The sequence below is a fragment of the Streptomyces sp. NPDC020898 genome (genome assembly GCF_044333925.1).
GTDB lineage: Bacteria > Actinomycetota > Actinomycetes > Streptomycetales > Streptomycetaceae > Streptomyces.
This window is the reverse complement of sequence record NZ_JBIRRV010000003.1, coordinates 244,863-261,961: the sequence shown is the minus strand read 5'-3', so window position 1 is coordinate 261,961 and position 17,099 is coordinate 244,863. Positions and strand designations below refer to the sequence as shown.

The 17,099-nt window shown below is 69.5% G+C and carries 15 protein-coding genes; 1 reads left to right on the top strand and 14 read right to left on the bottom strand.

From position 1 onward, the window contains the following. Window positions 1–90: 90 nt before the first annotated feature. The gene (locus ACH4TV_RS12255; RefSeq protein ID WP_398397006.1) at window positions 91–1,803 is read left to right on the top strand and encodes a right-handed parallel beta-helix repeat-containing protein; all 1,713 of its coding nucleotides are present in this window, start codon (window positions 91–93) and stop codon (window positions 1,801–1,803) included. Here the strand turns inward: ACH4TV_RS12255 and ACH4TV_RS12250 are convergent. From ACH4TV_RS12250 to ACH4TV_RS12185, 14 genes are all read right to left on the bottom strand, one after another. Beyond that, complete coding sequence (locus ACH4TV_RS12250; protein WP_398397004.1) at window positions 1,737–3,164, bottom strand: UDP-glucose dehydrogenase family protein; 1,428 nt, start codon at window positions 3,162–3,164, stop codon at window positions 1,737–1,739. The two genes, ACH4TV_RS12255 and ACH4TV_RS12250, sit on opposite strands and share 67 nt — an antisense overlap. Before the next feature lie 39 nt (window positions 3,165–3,203). After that, window positions 3,204–4,226, bottom strand: a complete 1,023-nt coding sequence (galE, locus tag ACH4TV_RS12245) for a UDP-glucose 4-epimerase GalE (RefSeq protein ID WP_398397002.1) — start codon at window positions 4,224–4,226, stop codon at window positions 3,204–3,206. A gap of 86 nt (window positions 4,227–4,312) precedes the next feature. Further along, window positions 4,313–6,172, bottom strand: coding sequence for a glycosyltransferase (locus ACH4TV_RS12240; protein WP_398397000.1), 1,860 nt, complete (start codon window positions 6,170–6,172; stop codon window positions 4,313–4,315). Beyond that, complete coding sequence (locus ACH4TV_RS12235; protein ID WP_398396999.1) at window positions 6,169–7,197, bottom strand: UDP-glucuronic acid decarboxylase family protein; 1,029 nt, start codon at window positions 7,195–7,197, stop codon at window positions 6,169–6,171. Before ACH4TV_RS12235 ends, ACH4TV_RS12240 begins: the two co-directional genes overlap by 4 nt. 325 nt (window positions 7,198–7,522) lie before the next feature. Further along, window positions 7,523–8,938 carry an aspartate ammonia-lyase gene (gene aspA / locus ACH4TV_RS12230; RefSeq protein WP_398396997.1) on the bottom strand — a complete coding sequence of 472 codons (1,416 nt, stop codon included), beginning with the start codon at window positions 8,936–8,938 and terminating at the stop codon, window positions 7,523–7,525. A gap of 158 nt (window positions 8,939–9,096) precedes the next feature. After that, on the bottom strand, window positions 9,097–10,104 hold the full coding sequence (locus ACH4TV_RS12225) for an asparaginase (RefSeq protein ID WP_398397768.1): 1,008 nt from the start codon (window positions 10,102–10,104) through the stop codon (window positions 9,097–9,099). Window positions 10,105–10,154: 50 nt separating this feature from the next. Continuing rightward, window positions 10,155–11,654 (bottom strand): amino acid permease, encoded by a 1,500-nt coding sequence (locus ACH4TV_RS12220; protein WP_398396996.1) that lies wholly within the window; start codon window positions 11,652–11,654, stop codon window positions 10,155–10,157. Then, window positions 11,651–12,340: a FadR/GntR family transcriptional regulator gene (locus ACH4TV_RS12215; protein ID WP_398397766.1), complete on the bottom strand. Its 690-nt coding sequence runs from the start codon at window positions 12,338–12,340 to the stop codon at window positions 11,651–11,653. Before ACH4TV_RS12215 ends, ACH4TV_RS12220 begins: the two co-directional genes overlap by 4 nt. 166 nt (window positions 12,341–12,506) lie before the next feature. After that, the gene (locus ACH4TV_RS12210) at window positions 12,507–13,340 is read right to left on the bottom strand and encodes an undecaprenyl-diphosphate phosphatase (protein ID WP_398396994.1); all 834 of its coding nucleotides are present in this window, start codon (window positions 13,338–13,340) and stop codon (window positions 12,507–12,509) included. Between the two features lie 80 nt (window positions 13,341–13,420). Next, complete coding sequence (gene crcB, locus ACH4TV_RS12205; RefSeq protein WP_398396993.1) at window positions 13,421–13,777, bottom strand: fluoride efflux transporter CrcB; 357 nt, start codon at window positions 13,775–13,777, stop codon at window positions 13,421–13,423. Then, a complete protein-coding gene (locus ACH4TV_RS12200; RefSeq protein WP_398396991.1) occupies window positions 13,774–14,193 on the bottom strand; it encodes a DUF190 domain-containing protein in 420 nt (139 codons plus the stop codon). Before ACH4TV_RS12200 ends, crcB (ACH4TV_RS12205) begins: the two co-directional genes overlap by 4 nt. Further along, window positions 14,190–14,648 carry a fluoride efflux transporter CrcB gene (crcB, locus tag ACH4TV_RS12195; protein ID WP_398396989.1) on the bottom strand — a complete coding sequence of 153 codons (459 nt, stop codon included), beginning with the start codon at window positions 14,646–14,648 and terminating at the stop codon, window positions 14,190–14,192. The genes ACH4TV_RS12200 and crcB (ACH4TV_RS12195) overlap by 4 nt, the downstream gene beginning before the upstream one ends. Window positions 14,649–14,965: 317 nt before the next feature. Beyond that, a complete protein-coding gene (locus ACH4TV_RS12190) occupies window positions 14,966–15,253 on the bottom strand; it encodes an ArsR family transcriptional regulator (protein ID WP_398396987.1) in 288 nt (95 codons plus the stop codon). Window positions 15,254–15,450: 197 nt separating this feature from the next. Then, the gene (locus ACH4TV_RS12185) at window positions 15,451–17,034 is read right to left on the bottom strand and encodes an arabinogalactan endo-beta-1,4-galactanase (protein WP_398396985.1); all 1,584 of its coding nucleotides are present in this window, start codon (window positions 17,032–17,034) and stop codon (window positions 15,451–15,453) included. Window positions 17,035–17,099 lie beyond the last annotated feature (65 nt).

Here is a 17,099-nt window from a genome sequence, read left to right as displayed (position 1 = left end):
CGGTCTCCATGGGTCGGGGCCCGTTCGACCATCGAGCAGACGGGAGCGACGTTGCGCCAGCGGATCGAACACGCCAAAACCACCGACTTGATGCGGCAAGGCGACAGGAGCAGGGTCAAGACGGTCGCCGGTCCGCCACGGCGACGCGCGGCGGCCGGCCTGTGCGCTACGGCTGTGCTGTTGGCCGGCTGCACCAGCATGCCCGCCCCCTATGTCCCCCCGCGGGAGAACGCTCAGGGCGGACGGACGTTCTATCTCAGTCCCCAGGGTGACGACAGCCGCGCCGGCCGGACCCCGCAGACCGCCTGGCGCACCCTCCGGCATGCCGACAGGATGCGGTTCAAGCCGGGCGACCGGCTGCGGCTGAAGGGCGGTGCCAGGTTCCGAGGCACCCTGAGCATCGGTCAGGGAGACGCCGGGAACGCCGGCAAGCCCGTCGTCATCGAGTCCTACGGCACGGGTCGCGCGATGATCACGGCACACGGCACGCGCGGCATCGAGGTGCACAATACGAGCGGCATCGACATCCGCGATCTGATCATCACCGGCGACGCAGCGGCCCACCGGTCGCAGGAGGGCATCGCGTTCACCAGCGATCTGCCCGGCAGCCGGAAACTGCCGTACGTCCGGGTCTCGGGTGTCGAGGTGAACGGCTTCCGGAACGGCATCCGGCTGCACGGCGGCCCCGAGGCGTCCGGCTTCCGGGACGTGGTGATCCGCGACTGCGCGCTGCACGGCAACCAGGACGCGGGGCTCGTGGCGGACGGCCCCGCCTTCGACGAGGACGCGCCCGCCTGGGCTCACGAAGGCGTGACCGTGTCGAAGGTGACGGCGTACAAGAACGTCGGGGACCCCCGGGCGTCCGGCCGCAACACCGGTAGCGGCATCGTCCTGGGCAGCGTCCGGCACGGCCTGGTGGAACGGTCCGTCGCCCACGGCAATGGGAAGCTCTCCTCGCCTGACGCCGCGGAGGGCCCCGAGGGCATCTGGACGTACGACTCGACGCACATGATGTTCCAGAGGAACGTCTCCTACGACAATCACACCGGTTCCGAGGTGGACGGCGGCGGGTTCGGCCTGGACAACAACGTGTCCCACTCGGTGATGCAGTACAACCTGGCCTACGGCAACGACGGGGCAGGCTTCCTGATCTACTCGGCCGTCCCGAACACCGCTCACAGAAACAACACAGTCCGGTACAACATCAGCCACGACGACAGCCGCAAGCTCCAGGAATACGGCGGCATCGTCGCGTTCGGGTCACGGGTGACCAACCTCGCGATCTACCAGAACACGGTGCTGACCAGGGCGAACGGCCCCGTCCGCGCACCTGCCCTGCGGCTCATGTCCAACCTTGGCGCCGTCACCGTGCGCAACAACGTGTTCGTCACGGACGGTCCGCCCGTGGTGGCGTCCCCCAGCGCGTTCGCCTTGTCGGACGTGTTGTTGCAGGGCAACGCCTATCACAGTCCGCAGGGCTTGAATCTGCAGTGGGGGGAGCTCTGGTACACCGGTCTGGACGCCTGGCGCCGGGTGACGGGGCAGGAGACGCTGGGCTCGCAGCCCCTCGGCACCGACCGCGACCCGTGTCTCGCCCCGGTCCCGCTGTCCACGGCCGGCCCAAACCTGAACGGCACCGGTCCGACGCGCGGTGCACTGGCTTCCCAGTGCGCCCCCGCGCTGACCGGTGCCGCGGTGGACCTGCGGGCCCTGGGCCTCGACCCGGGGCCGGTGGACTACTTCGGAATGCCGCTGAGCGGGTCCCCCGGCGTCGGGGCTGTGCAGTTCGGTCCGGCGGCCTGAGGGATCGTCACCCGCAGGGCGTCGCCGGTGCCGGGCGGCGGCACCGGCACCGGGCGTCCCAGGGCGCGCACGTGCCAGCCCGCCGCCCGCCAGACCGCCGGGTCCAGGGCGTTGCGGGCGTCGAGCATGCGCGGTGCCCGGACCACCGCCGACAGCTTCACCGGGTCGATCGCGCGGTACTGGCGCCACTCGGTCAGGTGCAGCACCACGTCCGCGTCCCTGCACGCCTCCAGGACATCCGGGCAGTACGCCGGCCCGGGCAGCGCTACTCGCGCGTTGTCGAGGCCTTCCGGGTCATGCACGGAGACGTCGGCGCCCTCGGCGACGATCTCCGCGGCGACGGCCAGGGCCGGCGAGTCGCGCACATCGTCGCTGTCGGGTTTGAAGGTGGCGCCCAGCACCGCGACCCGTCGGCCTGCGAACGTGCCGCCCAGCAGGTGACGCGCGAGGTCGACCGTGCGCCGACGCTGCCGGTGGTTGATCTGGTCGACCTGGCGCAGGAAGGACACCGCCTCCCCCACCTCCAGTTCCTCGGCCCGGGCGAGGAAGGCACGGATGTCCTTGGGCAGGCAGCCGCCGCCGAAGCCGAGACCGGCGGAGAGGAACCGCCGCCCGATGCGCACGTCGTGGCCGAGGGCGTCGGCAAGGGTCACCACGTCGGCGCCGGAGGCGTCACAGACCTCCGACATGGCGTTGATGAACGAGATCTTCGTCGCCAGGAAGGAGTTGGCGGCGACCTTCACCAGTTCCGCGGTGGCCGGGTCGGTGCTGACGTAAGAGACACCGGCTCGCAGCATCGAGTCGTAGACGGTCCGCAGCACCCCGTCGGCGTGGGCGGAGGTGGCGCCCACGACGAGCCGGTCGGGGCGCAGGGTGTCCTGGACGGCGAGTCCCTCGCGCAGGAACTCCGGGTTCCAGGCGACCTCGGCGGCGACGCCGGGGCGCAGCTGCGCGGTCAGTCTGCGGCTCAGCGAGCGGGTGGTGCCCACCGGAACGGTCGACTTGCCGACGAGGAGGCTGTCGCGGGTCAGGAGCGGTGCCAGTCCGTCGACGACCGCCTCGACGTGGCGCAGGTCGGCGGCGAGGGAGTCGGGGCGCTGCGGTGTGCCGACGCACACGAAGTGCAGGTCGGCGAAGTCGGCCGCCTCCTGGAGGGAGGTGGTGAAACGCAGCCGCCCGGCGCGGGTGTTCCTGGTGAGGATCTCCGGCAGGCCGGGTTCGAAGAAGGGCGCCCGGCCTGCCGCGAGCGCGTCGATCTTCCTGGTGTCGGTGTCGACACCAAGTACGTCGTGTCCGATGTCCGCCATGCAAGCGGCGTGCACGGCTCCTAGGTATCCCGTACCGATGACGGTCAACCGCATGGAGGTTCTCCTGTCTGTGGGCGCCGCCGACCTCGACGATCAGCGGGCGTAACCGTGGGGGTTGAGTTCCTGGAACCGCCAGGCGTCCTTGCAGATGGCGGCGAGGTCGTGGGTGGTGGTCCAGTCCCAGGCCGCCGCCACCGCGCTCGGGTCGGCCACGAGTTCGGCCACATCGCCGGGCCTGCGGTCGACGACCTGGTAGGGAACGGAGCGGCCGCTCGCCTCTTCGAAGGCAGCGACCAGCTGGAGCACGGAGGTGCCGGTGCCGGTGCCGAGGTTGAGGACCCGCATGCCGGTGCGGTCGTCCAGGCGCTCGACGGCCACCCGGTGTCCCTCGGCGACGTCCATGACGTGGATGTAGTCCCGCACTCCGGTGCCGTCGGGCGTGGGGTAGTCGTCGCCGAAGACGCTGAGCTTCTCGCGTCTGCCGACGGCGACCTGGGCGACGTACGGCAGGACGTTGTCGGGGACGCCCAGCGGGTCCTCGCCGAGCAGGCCACTGGGGTGGGCACCGACCGGGTTGAAGTAGCGCAGGGCGAGCACCTTCATGTCCGTCAGGTGGGCGCAGACGTCATCCAGGATCCGCTCGCACATCAGCTTGGTGTGGGCGTAGGGGTTGGTGGGCGCGACCGGGCTCAGCTCGGTCAGGGGCACGGTCTGCGCGTCGCCGTAGACGGAGCAGGACGAGGAGAAGACCAGCCGGTGGACGTCGTGTTCGTGCATGACGGACAGCAGGGCGCAGGTGCCCGCGACGTTCGTGTCGTAATACTCGACCGGCAGCGCCACCGACTCTCCGACCGCCTTGCGGGCCGCGAAGTGGATGACCGCGTCCACCTGATGGGAGGCGAACACCTGCGCGAGGGCGGATCGGTCGCGCACATCGACCCGGTAGGCGGCGGTGAGCGGCCGTCCCGCGATCTTGGCGATGCGTTCCAGGGCGTGGGGAGAGCTGTTGGCGTGGTTGTCGGCGACGACCACTTCGTAGCCGTGGGCGAGCAGTTCGACGCAGGTATGGCTGCCGATGAAGCCTGCGCCACCTGTCACCAGGACCGTTTCGGGCATCGGGGACCTCATGTTCTTGTGGGGAAGGGTGAGACGTCCGGGGCGGGACCGCACACGCGCTGGGTGCGCCGAGCGGGAGGGCTGCGTCAGCCGGTGAGGAAGCCGCGCGCGTACGCGGGGAACAGCAGCAGCGCCCAGACCAGCGGTGCCAGGGCGACGAGGCCCGCGGTCAGCGGCAGGGCGGCGCTCCGCACGGCCCGGTGCACGCCTACGCCCGCCGACCTCGCGCTCTCCTGGACGTGCAGGACGCCGACGACGAGGGTCACCAGCGCGTAGGAGAGGGAGCCGAGGAGACACAGGAACACATAGCCGACCGCGGGACCGGTCAGCTGCCCGACCACGGCCGCGCCGGACAGGACCACGGTGATCAGGAGGTAGGGGAGCATCAGGCGCAGCGGCAACGGCTCCATGCCGTCACGGACCTTGGGTGTCACCTTGAAGACGACCTCCTTCGGCCGCAGGCGTTGCACCACCGCGGCCGCGGCTCCCCAGGCCACGTACGGCCAGCGGGTCAGCCCGAACAGCCAGCCCTCCCAGCTCAGCAGCGGCGCGTCGACAGGCCGCAGCAGGCCGCGCCGACGCAGCAGCAGTGTGAGCAGGATCAGGAAGAACGACATGGCCCAGAAGTGCAGCAGGAAGGCGATGTAGTTGACGTTGATCCACGGGTGGCCCGTGACCGCTGCGACCGGTGGCAGCAGCAGGCCGGCGGTGGTGGTCAGGGCGAGCAGCGGATAGTAGGAGAGGGCGAACGCGAACCGGAGCCGCAGCCGGCCGGGCATGCGCCGCAGATGCTTCGGGAGCATGCCCAGCAGCATGAACACCAGGCTCCGCGACCACTGGAACTCCTGGGTCACCATGGCGGCGAAGGTGAGAGGGCCGTCGCCGTGCGCCTCCGCGTCGATGGCGAACGCCCCGTGCCAGCCAGCCGAGTTCAGCAGGAACGTCGTCGAGAAGTCCTCGGCCAGCTCGGGTCCGAGCCCGCCGATGTCCTGGAGGGCGCGGGTGCGTACGGCGTAGTGGGAGCCGATGCACAGCGGGGCCAGACCGTCGGAGTGACCCAGCTGCATCGGTCCGTGGAAGGTGGCCTCGCGGTGCAGCCTTCCGCGTGCCGACCACGACGTGCGGGCGTTGGCGTCGCACACGCTGGGGGCGGAGACATAGCCGACGGCCGGATCGGCGAACGGCCGGACCACTTCTCGGAGGTAGCGTGGGTGGGGCACGTGGTCGACGTCGAGCTGGGCGACCACGTCGTAGTCGCTGTAGCCCCAGTTGTCGTAGAAGTGCGCGAGGTTGCCCTCCTTGCACCGGGTGCGACGAGGCCAGGCGTCCCGGTGATACGACGCGACACCCCGTCGGCAGGACACGCGCACGGCGTTGGCCCCACACCAGTCCAGGATCTCCTGGCTCGGGTCCTCGTCGCACAGCCATACGTCGTAGGGGTGCGGGAAGTCCTGGCGCAGCATGGCGCTCAGGGTCGCGCGGGCAACCCCCCAGGGCTCCGACGGTGCCCGGGTCACGACGAACGCGGTGCGCAGCCGGGGCACCGCGACGGCGGGGTCGAAGGTACGCAGCCGCACCATGACCAGGACGAAGTACAGCGGCAGCACGGACAGGTACAGCAGGAGTGCGCTGTTCACTGCGAAGCCGGCCAGTCCGACCCGGTGCTCCGGACGCAGCCACCACTCCCAGAAGCAGACCAGGGCGGCCCACCAGCACACCGCGAGCAGGGACACTTTCATCCGGTCGAGGCGCCCCAGCCGGGGAACCCAGGACGAGGGCGCGGGTGTGAGCGATCTGCGCGGTCTGCCGAAGACCGGTCCGTCGGCGGGCAGATCGACGACGTTGCCCGCCGAGAGGGTCCGCAGGTGGCTTCTCAGCATCGCGTCGTCGGTGACCGGCCGGAGTGGGCCACCGCCTGGGGCGGGGCCGTGATCCGTCTGGGTCACGACGCGGCGGTGGTCGGGCCGGCCGGGCAGGGGGCCGCGGTGACGATGCCGTCCTGCTGCCCGCCCCGGATCGCGGAAAGTGCGGCGGCGATGTCGTCCGGTCGGTCGGCGAACCACTGCACGGTTCGGCGCAGACCGTCCTCGATCCCGACCTCGGGCCGCCACCCCAGGCGCTCTGACGCCCGGGCGATGACCGGTCGGCGTCGGGTGGGGTCGTCGACGGGCAACGGATGGAACTGGACCTCGGCCTGGGATCCGGTCAGGTTAAGGACAAGTTCCGCGAGTTGCAGGACCGTCAGTTCGACGGGATTTCCGATATTCACCGGTCCCGGTTCGTCGTGGTCGAGCATGGCCAGGATCCCGCGCACCAGGTCGTCGACATAGCAGAAACTGCGGGTCTGCTTTCCGTCGCCATAGACGGTCAACGGCTCTCCTGCAAGTGCCTGGACGACGAAACTGGAGACGACACGCCCGTCGTGCGGGCGCATGCGCGGACCATAGGTGTTGAAGATTCGCACGATTCCCGTGTTCGTTCCGCGGTGCGTCCGGTAGGCCTGGGTCAACGCCTCGGAGAACCTTTTCGCCTCGTCGTACACGCTGCGCGGCCCGATGGGATTCACATGGCCCCAGTACGACTCGTCCTGGGGGTGGACTTCGGGGTCTCCGTAGACCTCGCTCGTGGAGGCGAGAACGAAGCGGGCATTGTGGCGCGCCGCCAGTCGCAGTGCGTTCTCCGTGCCACGGCTGCCCACGGCGAGCGTTTCCAGCGGGCGCCCGAGGTAGTCGGGAGGCGAGGCGGGGCTGGCCAGGTGGGCCACCGCGTCGACGGTGCCCGACACTTCGACCGACCGGCTGACGTCACCGCGGACGAGTTCGAAGGCCGGATCTCCGAGAAAGGGGGCGATGTTCGCGGGATCGCCGGTCGAGAAGTCGTCTAGGCACACGACCTGGTCACCTCGCCGTAGAAGTGCTTCGCACAGATGCGATCCGAGAAAACCGCCGCCGCCTGTCACGCACACACGCATGAGTTCTCCTGGATTCGCCGAAGGATTCCATCACTCCGCCCGGCGCAGGGTGTAAGGGAGACATTCACCAGGACAAGAGGCGGCCTGTTTTCGGGAGCCTCGAATTCAGCATATGAGCGTTAGTCGCACTTCCCGGAGAACGGCGAGAGGGACTGCGCCGATCAGCCGGTACTGCCCAGGGAATGCCACGTCGCGGAATCCCGCCGCCACTTGGCAGCGACGGCCGCGTAACGCCGGCGACGCTTCATCCTTGGGTGTGACGGCACCCCCGCGTGTCAGTCCGGCGCGGCGCACCGGATCACCGCGTCGCGCGGGGTGCCGTTCGTCAGATCGCCCGGGCCCAGCCGTTGCCCGCGAGCACCTCCGGGCGCAGCAGATCCGCCAGCCGCTCGGCCGGCAGCAGGCCCTTCTCCAGGACGAGTTCCGCCACGCCGCGGCCGGTGGCGAGGGCTTCCTTGGCGATGTCGGTGGCGGCCGTGTAGCCGATGTGCGGGTTGAGGGCGGTGACCAGGCCGATGGAGTTCTCCACGCTCGCGCGCAGTGCCTCGGTGTTGGCGGTGATGCCGTCGACGCAGCGTTCGGCGAGGGTGAGGCAGGCGGCGCGCAGGTGGGTGATGGACTCCGAGAGGGAGTGCAGGATGACCGGCTCGAAGGCGTTGAGCTGGAGCTGTCCCGCTTCGGCGGCCATGGTGATGGTGACGTCGTTGCCGATCACCTCGAAGGCCACCTGGTTGACGACCTCGGGGATCACCGGGTTCACCTTGCCCGGCATGATGGACGAACCCGCCTGCACCGGCGGCAGGTTGATCTCACCGAACCCGGCACGCGGCCCCGACGACAGCAGCCGCAGGTCGTTGCAGCTCTTGGAGAGCTTGACCGCGACCCGCTTGAGCACACCGGACATCTGCACGAACGCCCCGCAGTCCTGGGTCGCTTCGACCAGGTTGGCGGCCGTGACCAGCGGCAGCCCGGTGATCTCGGAGAGGTGGCTGCGGGCCGACTCGGCGTATCCGGCGGGAGCGTTGAGCCCGGTGCCGATCGCCGTGGCACCGAGGTTGATCTCATGGATCAGCTCGACCGCCTCCGCGAGACGGCTGCGATCCTCCTCGATCATCACCGCGTACGCCGAGAACTCCTGCCCCAGCGTCATCGGCACCGCGTCCTGCAACTGCGTACGCCCCATCTTCAGCACGTCACGGAACTCGACCGCCTTGCGGGCGAAGGAATCCTGCAGCACCGCCATCGCCTTCAGCAGCTCACGCGCTGCAAAAACCGTCGCCACCTTCACGGCCGTCGGGTAGACGTCGTTGGTGGACTGGCCCAGGTTGACGTCCTCGTTGGGGTGCAGATACTGGTACTGGCCCTTCTCGAACCCCAGCAGCTCCAACGCCCGGTTGGCGACCACCTCGTTGGCGTTCATGTTCGTCGAGGTACCGGCCCCGCCCTGGATGACATCCACCACGAACTGGTCGTGCAGACCGCCGTTTCGGATCTCCCGGCACGCCTCGACGATCGCGGCGGCCTTCTTGGGCTCAAGGAGGCCCAGTTCCTCGTTGGCGAGAGCAGCCGCCTCCTTGACGGCCGCGAGGGCGTCGATGAGGTGTGGGTAGGCGGAAATCGTCATACCCGTGATCGGGAAGTTCTCCGTGGCACGCAGGGTGTGCACACCCCAGTACGCCTCAACGGGAACATCACGATCGCCGAGCAGGTCGTGTTCGCTGCGAGTGGCTGCGCCGCTCATGACTGGGTGGGCCTGCTTTCGTGAGGGGCTGGCACTCCAGCCCGTCCGGCGTTTGAGGACAAGGCCCGTTCAGGGCCGGAGCGGGGTCTGGGGCGGCAGCCCCAGGGATGGGACGGGTAGGGGCGGCGGGGGCGAGAAAGGAATCCACGCGGATCCCCTTACCGACGCGTCACCGGATCGAGCGCACGGACAGGTCGGACCCGTCCAACCTCGCGGCCGCCACCCAGCAGAGCCTCGCCCGCGAACTCGGTGAGCACCGCCGGATCGACGCCGGCCCGGGCGAGCGCCGCCGCCGTCACCGGGACGCGGGCCCGGTTCGCACCGTCGGCGATCTTGACCGCGACGGCCCGGCCGTCCGGCAGGGCGGCAACCTGGACGCCCTCGAACCCGTCCTTGCTGAACAGCCCGGGTACGGCCCGCATCAGCGCGGCCACGTCCCGGCCGGACCCGGAGGCCATCTCGGCGTACTCGCGCATCGCGTCGGCGACCAGCGCCTCCGGGGTCTCCGGGGCAGCGGTGGTGATCCGGGCGGCGGCGCGGGCGAGGCCGTGCAGGGAGATGGAGAAGAGGGGCGCGCCGCAGCCGTCGACGGTGACCTGGGCGATGCGCTGACCGGTGAGGTCCTCGACGATCTCGGCGATCGCCTGCTGGAGGGGGTGGCCGGGGTCGAGGTAGCTGTCGAGGGGCCAGCCGTTGAGCTTGCAGGTGTAGAGCATGGCCGCGTGCTTGCCGGAGCAGTTCTGGGCGAGGCGGGAGGGCAGTCGGCCCTCGCGTATCCAGCCGTCCCGGACGACCGGGTCGAACGGCAGGTCCGGCACGTTGAGCAGGTCGTCCTCGGCGAGGCCGGCCAGCTCCAGGATGCGCCGACTGCCGGCGAGGTGGCGTTCCTCGCCGGAGTGGCTGGCTGCCGCGAGCGAGAGCAGCTCGCCGTCGAGCGGCAGGCCTGCCCTCAGCATGGCCACCGCCTGGACCGGCTTCAGGGCCGAGCGCGGATAGAAGGCCGCCTCGATGTCGCCGACCTGGAACTCCACCTGACCGTCGGCGCCGAGGACGACGACGGACCCGTAGTGGATGCCCTCGATGACCCCGCCGCGCACCAGGTGCGCGACGGGCGAGTGGACGGGTTCGCGGATCGCGGGGGCGTCCGCGAGAGAACTGCCGTACATGGCTGCCTGCACTGCTTCCTGCATGTATGCATCCTGCATCACTGCGTGGTTCACGCGTCGGCTCCGGCCGACCCGGTGGTTCCGGTGGACTCTGCGAGCCGGCCGGCTTCGGCGGCCTTGCGGGCCACCTGGCCGCGGACGCCGTACCAGCCCGCAACCAGTGCCCCGGCGATCAGCGGGAGACACAGCACGGTGGTGCGGCCGGCGCCGCCGTCGGCGTACATCAGGACGAGGACGGAGGCGAGGAAGGCCAGCGTCACGAGTTCCGTCCACGGGGAACCGGGGAGGCGGTAACTCGGCCTGGTCAGCTCGCCGTTCTCGGTCTTCCGCCAGAACACCAGGTGGCAGACCATGATCATGCCCCAGGTGGCGAGGATGCCGATCGCGGCGAAGTTCAGCACGATCTCGAACGCGTCGGCGGGGACGACGAAGTTCAGGCCGACGCCAAGTACGCAGAAGCCGCTGGTGAGCAGGATGCCGCCGTACGGGACCTGGCTGCGGCTCATGTTGCCGGTGAACTTCGGCGCGGAGCCGGACATCGCCATCGAGCGCAGGATGCGGCCGGTGGAGTACAGGCCCGAGTTGAGGGACGACATGGCCGCCGTGAGGACGACCAGGTTCATCACGCCGCCGGCCGCCGGGATGCCGATGTTGGAGAGGACGGTCACGAAGGGGCTCTCGCCCGACGTGTACTTGTTCCACGGCAGCAGCATCGCGAGGAGGACGACCGAGCCGACGTAGAAGAGGCCGACACGCCACATGATCGAGTTGATCGCCTTCGGCATGATCTTCTCGGGGTTCTCGGTCTCGCCCGCCGCGACACCGACGAGTTCGACGGAGGCGTAGGCGAAGACGACGCCCTGGATGATCAGCAGCATGGGCAGCAGACCGTTGGGGAAGACGCCGCCGTTGTCGGTGATCAGAGACGGGCCGGGGGTGGTGCCGTCGACCTCGTGCTGGGTGACCAGCAGGAAGATGCCGATCAGCATGAAGACGACGAGGGCGCTGACCTTGATGATCGCGAACCAGAACTCCATTTCGCCGAACATCTTCACCGAGATCAGGTTCACGGTGAGGACGACCGCCAGGGCGATCAGCGCGAGCACCCACTGCGGGATGTCGGAGAACATGCCCCAGTAGTGGGTGTAGAGGGCCACCGCGGTGATGTCGGCGATGCCGGTGGTGGCCCAGTTCAGGAAGTACATCCAGCCCGCGATGTACGCGCCCTTCTCACCCAGGAACTCGCGGGCGTACGACACGAACGCGCCGGACGAGGGCCGGTACAGGACGAGTTCGCCCAGTGCCCGCACGACGAGGAAGGCGAAGACGCCGCAGACGGCGTAGGCGATGAAGAGAGACGGGCCGGCCTCGGCCAGCCGGCCGCCGGCGCCGAGGAACAGGCCGGTGCCGATGGCACCGCCGATGGCGATCATGTTGACGTGCCGGGCCTTCAGCGACTTGCTGTAGCCCGCGTCACCGGCGTCGACGTGGACGGCCTTTTTCAGCGCCGTACCGTCGGCCGCACCGTCCTGGAGGGATTGCTCGCTCACGCCTCGGGTCCGCCTTCCGGGGATGTCTCTTGGGGGGTGTCCGTGTGTGCGGGGCGCACGATGTCGGTGAGGGTCCTGGAGACCCGGTCGAGATGGTGGGACATGGCCTCCACCGCGTCGTGCTCGCTGCGGTCGATCAACGCCTCGACGATCGCCCGGTGTTCGCGGTTGGACTGCTCGCGCCGGCCGCCCAGCTCGTTCAGGAACGCCGACTGACGGGCCAGTGCGTCCCGGATCTCCTCGATCACCCGGCGGAACACCGGGTTCTGGGCGGCCTGCGCCACGGCCAGGTGGAAGAGGGTGTCCATGGCGACCCACGCGGTCGTGTCGGTCTCGTGCTCCATGCGGTCCAGCAGGTGGGCCAGATGGTCGAGGTCCTCGGCCGTCCGCCGTACGGCCGCGTACCCGGCGACCGGGATCTCGACGTGCCGGCGGACTTCGAGGAGGTCGCTGGCCGCGTAGTCGCCGAAGGTGGGGTCCTCGACGGTGTTGGACAGGACGAAGGTGCCCTTGCCGGTCCGGGAGACGGTCAGTCCCATGGTCTGGAGGGCCCGCAGGGCCTCCCGCAGCACGGGCCGGCTCACTTCCAGGCGTCGGCACAGCTCGGCTTCGGAGGGGAGCTTGTCCCCCACGGCGTAATCTCCGCGCTCGATGGCGCTGCGCAGATGACCGAGGACCGCTTCCATCGCGCTGACGCGCCGCGGCACCGAGCCACCTGTCTGGCTGTCTGACAGGTTCACGGAGGTGATCCTGCGGGTGACGGGAGGGGGCTGTCAAGGGTGTGCGGCGGGAGACCGGCTCACACCCGTCCCCACACCACTCCTCGCAACGGTCCGCACGCCCCGCCCGGGCTCAGTTCAGTACGCCCGCGCCCAGCAGGCCGAAGAGCAGCAGACCGACGACGATCCGGTAGATCACGAAGGCGTTGAAGGAGTGCTTGGCGACGAATTTGAGCAGCCAGGCGATGGAGGCGTAGGCGACCACGAAGGAGACCACTGTGCCTACGACCAGCGGCGCGACCCCCACGCCCGCGCCCAGGGCGTCCTTGAGCTCGTACAGGCCGGCGCCGGTCAGGGCGGGGATGCCGAGGAAGAAGGAGAGCCGGGTGGCGGCGACCCGGTCGAGGTCCAGGGCGAGCGCCGTGGACATGGTGGCGCCGGAGCGGGAGAAGCCGGGGAAGAGCAGGGCGAGGATCTGTGAACTGCCGACCAGCATCGCGTCCTTGAACGTGGTGTCGTCCTCGCCGCGCTTGTGCCGCCCGATCTGGTCCGCCGCCCACATCACCGCGCTGCCGACCATCAGCGAGGCCGCGACGACCCACAACGAGGCCAGCGGGCCCTCGATCAGCGGCTTGGCGGCGAGGCCCACGGCGACGATCGGGACCGTGGCGCAGATGACCCACCAGGCGAACCGGTAGTCGTGGTGGTGGCGTTCGTCGCGGTGGGCGAGGCCCCTCCCCCAGGCGGAGATGATCCGGACGATGTCCTTGAAGAAGTACACGAACACGGCGGCGATCGCGCCGACCTGGATGACGGCCGAGAACCCGACCACGGCGTTGTCGTCGACGGGGATTCCCATGAGCCCCTCGGTGATCTTCAGATGGCCGGTCGAGGAGACCGGCAGGAACTCGGTCACTCCCTCGACGGCTCCGAGGACGACGGCCTGACCGACGGAGATGGCACTCATGGCATCCAGTTCTGCTGGGATGGGCGGATCGCGGCGGGCCCAGTCCTACTACACGCCGGCAAGGACCGGCCGCCCTGCGTTTACAGCGCCCCGCCCAGCCAGACGCCCGCGAAGGCGGCCCCGAGACCGGCCAGCACGCTCACCATGACGTTGGCGGCGGCGAGGAACCCGGCCCCGCCCTCGGCCAGCCGCAGGGTCTCGAACGAGAAGGTCGAGTACGTGGTCAGCGCGCCGCAGAAGCCGGCGCCCAGGAGCAGCTGGAGGTGTGGGTCCGGGGCGGCGCCGGTCAGCAGGCCGAGAATCAGGCAGCCGGTGACGTTGACGGCGAAGGTCCCCCAGGGGAAGACCGTGTCGTGACGGGACTGGACCAGCCGGTCGGTGAGATAGCGGAGGGGTGCGCCGACCATTCCGCCCGCGATCACGAGCAGCCAGTTCACAACGAGCTCTTACCCTTCTGGTCCCTTTTGTTCGGTTTCTCTTCCGTCCGGCCGACGATGGGGGTCCCCCCGGTCGAACGCCGTTGAGACTGGGGGAGGATGACCTCGCAGTCGTCGAGGATCACCAGTCCCTCGGTGACGAGTTCGTCGAGCTGCGGCAGGAAGGACCGCACGTGTTCCTCCGTGTCCACGATGACGATCGCCACCGGCAGGTCCTCGCTCAGGGAGAGCAGGCGCGAGGTGTGGACCAGGGAGGAGGCGCCGAAGCCCTCGATGCCTCGGAAGACGCTCGCACCGGCGAGACCGGCCGCACGGGCGCGGTGGACGATCTCCGAGTAGAGCGGCCTGTGGTGCCAGGTGTCGTGCTCTCCGATGAGCACGGTCACCCGCAGGGCACTGCCCGTCAGCCTCGTCATCGCCGCCTCCGGTTCAGGACCCGGCGGGTCGCGGTCGCCGCGAGCGTCACGGCGGTGAGCGCCGCGAGCAGGGTCGCGGCGAGGTAGGCGAGCCCGGTGCCGGGGTGGCCCTCGTCGACCAGCTTCTGGATGTCGACGGCATACGTCGAGAAGGTGGTGAAGCCGCCGAGCACACCGGTGCCGAAGAAGGGGCGTACCAGGCGGTGGGCCGCCCAGCGGTCGGTGATGACGACCATGAAGACGCCGATCACGGCACAGCCGACGACGTTGATCCAGAAGGTGGTCCAGGGGAAGCCCCCGCTCTGCGCGGGCCAGGCCAGGGAGGCCCCGTAACGGGCACAGGCGCCGATCGCGCCGCCGACCGCGACCACCGCGACGACCGGCCCCTGGCCGTGCAGAACAGAAGGGCGTGCCGGGACGGCGACGGTTCCGGCCTGCGTGTCGGGGGCTGTCATGGTCGTACGTCTCCTACTCGCCGGCGCCCGGAGGTGCGGACGCGTCCGTCCGCGCAAGCAGGGACCGTTGGCGGCAGCGGCGCCACGGGCAGGGATCGCGGCCGGTCAACAGGGTAACGCCGGGATACGGGAGCTGCACTCGGTCATCCGGCGCCGCGTGCTGTCCGGGGTGCGGCAAGCGCCCCGATAGGGGCGCGGGGCTGTATCGATCTGCGGCTCCGCCGCGTGGGCGCGACAAGCCCCCACCGACCCGCAGCCCACTCCACACACCAAGCACCCAAGGCCTCAGGTCAACCCGCCCAGCCGTCGGCAGACAACTACCACCCCTTCTCGAACATGCGGGCCACCTCAGCGATGCGCAACTCGTCAGGGCGATAGAACGTGCGCCAGCGGATTCTCTTCGTACGGACCATGCCGATGCCCGCAAGCAGGCCCAGGTGAGTGTGGGCGACGGAGCGGGGGACGCCGAGTTTCGCGGCGACGGCCGCCGCCGTGACTCCGTCCTCGACCGGGTCGCCGTGCCGTTGCGGCGGGAAGTGGACCGCCGGATCCTTCAGCCACTCCAGGATCTCCCGGCGTTGCCCGCCGGCAGGTCTCTTCAGCATCGCGCCTCCTCGTCCGGGTCACCGCGTGCCGTACTCCCCAATGTCCCGCAGATCGGGCCGCCGCGTCCGGGGCTTCGCACCTCTTGGCCGAGGTCGAACCCCTCTGACGCGTACGCCAGTTCGAGCAAGCCGTTGCAGGGCAACGCACAGGGGCCCGGCCACCCCCCTCAGGCGGCCGGGCCCCCGTCAGAACTGGCTCAGCGGTGGCTGAACCACGTCATCGCGGGGAGCGCCCTGTCGTCGTAGCCGAACAGGGCCTGGTTCTCCCAGCCGTTGCCGGAGGACGAGTCCGTGGGGTCCCATCCGTTGCCGGTGACCGCGGTCCAGGTCGCCTCCCAGTAGAAGACGCCGAGACCGCGGCCGTTCGGAACGGCCTCCACGACGTTCAGGATGTCCCGGAACCAGGCCGACTGACCGGCCGTGGACGCCGCGTACCCGGAAACGAGCTCACCAGTCGTGTTGATGATCTCCTCGTGCGAGTCCTCGCTGTCGAGACGGAAGGGGTAGGCCGTCTCGGCGACGAACACGGGCTTGCTGTAGCGGGCGGCCGCGTCGTCCAGGGTCGTCTGGAAGTCGTAGAGCGAACCGTGCCAGTAGCCGTAGTAGGAAAGGCCGATGGCGTCGAACTTCACGCCGTTGGAGACCGCGCTGTCGAACCACCAGCGGGTGCCCGACAGGTCGCCGCCCTTGGCCAGGTGCAGCGCGACGGTCGTGCCGGAGTTGACCGCCTTGACCGCGTCGTAGCCGGAGTTGAGCAGCCCGGCGAGCTGCGACCAGTTGCTGGTCGAGCCCTCGGACCACAGCATGCCGCCGTTGATCTCGTTGCCGACCTGGACCATGTCGGCGGTGGTGCCCTGGGACTTGAGGGCGTTGAGCACGTCGTACGTGTGGTTGTAGACGTCCGTCTTCAGCTGGCTGTACGAGTGTCCGGCCCACGCCGACGGCTTGGACTGGGCGCCCGGGTCGGCCCAGATGTCCGAGTAGTGGAAGTCGACCAGCAGCTTCATGCCCTGCGCCTTGATGCGCTTGGCGATGGCGAGCACGCGCGCTTTGTTGTTGTAGCCGTCGACCGGGTTGACCCAGACCTTGACCCGCGCGTAGTTCATGCCGGAGTTCTTCAGGACGGTGAGCGCGTCGCTCGTGGTCCCCGAACTGGTCTTGTAGAGACCGCCCTTGGCCTCGCTCTTGGGGAGGGAGGAGATGTCGGCGCCCTTGATCGACAGCCCGCCGGTGCCGGAGGCGAAGGTCAGGTCGTCGACGTTGATCCAGTTGCCCGCGTTCGCATCGGAGTTGATGCTGATCGTGCACTGGTTGTTCGTCACCGCGATCGGCACGACGATCCGGATCCACCCGCTGGCGGAGACGGGCAGGTCGGTGCGCTGCTCTGAACTGCCGCAGTTCTTCAGCGATATGTAGGCCGAGTTCTGGCCGCCACCGGAGCGCACCCATGCGGTGAGCTTGTAGTTGCCGTTGGTCAGCCCGGACAGGTACTGGTAGGTCTCCACCTTGTAGGCGGAGGCGGAGTAGTGGGACAGGCGGTAACTGCCGCTGCGGCCACCGGACTCCACGTACGAGGCGGCCGTGGTGCCGTACTCCGACCAGCCGTTGGGGGTGGCAGCGCCCGAACCGTCGGCCTCGAAGCCGCCGTTGGTGAGGGTGCTGGCCGCCTGCGCCGAGGTGGCGGGCAGGGCGGTGAGGGCGAGGCCTGCGGCCAACGGGAGCAGCAGGGCCTTGAGTGCGCGCCTGGTGGTGCGCCCGGGTGTGCGTCTGGGATGGAACATCGTCGTCCGTCGTCCCTTCGACGTGATGGGTTGGGGGTGTCCCTCCCGAGGGGAAGGAGGGGACC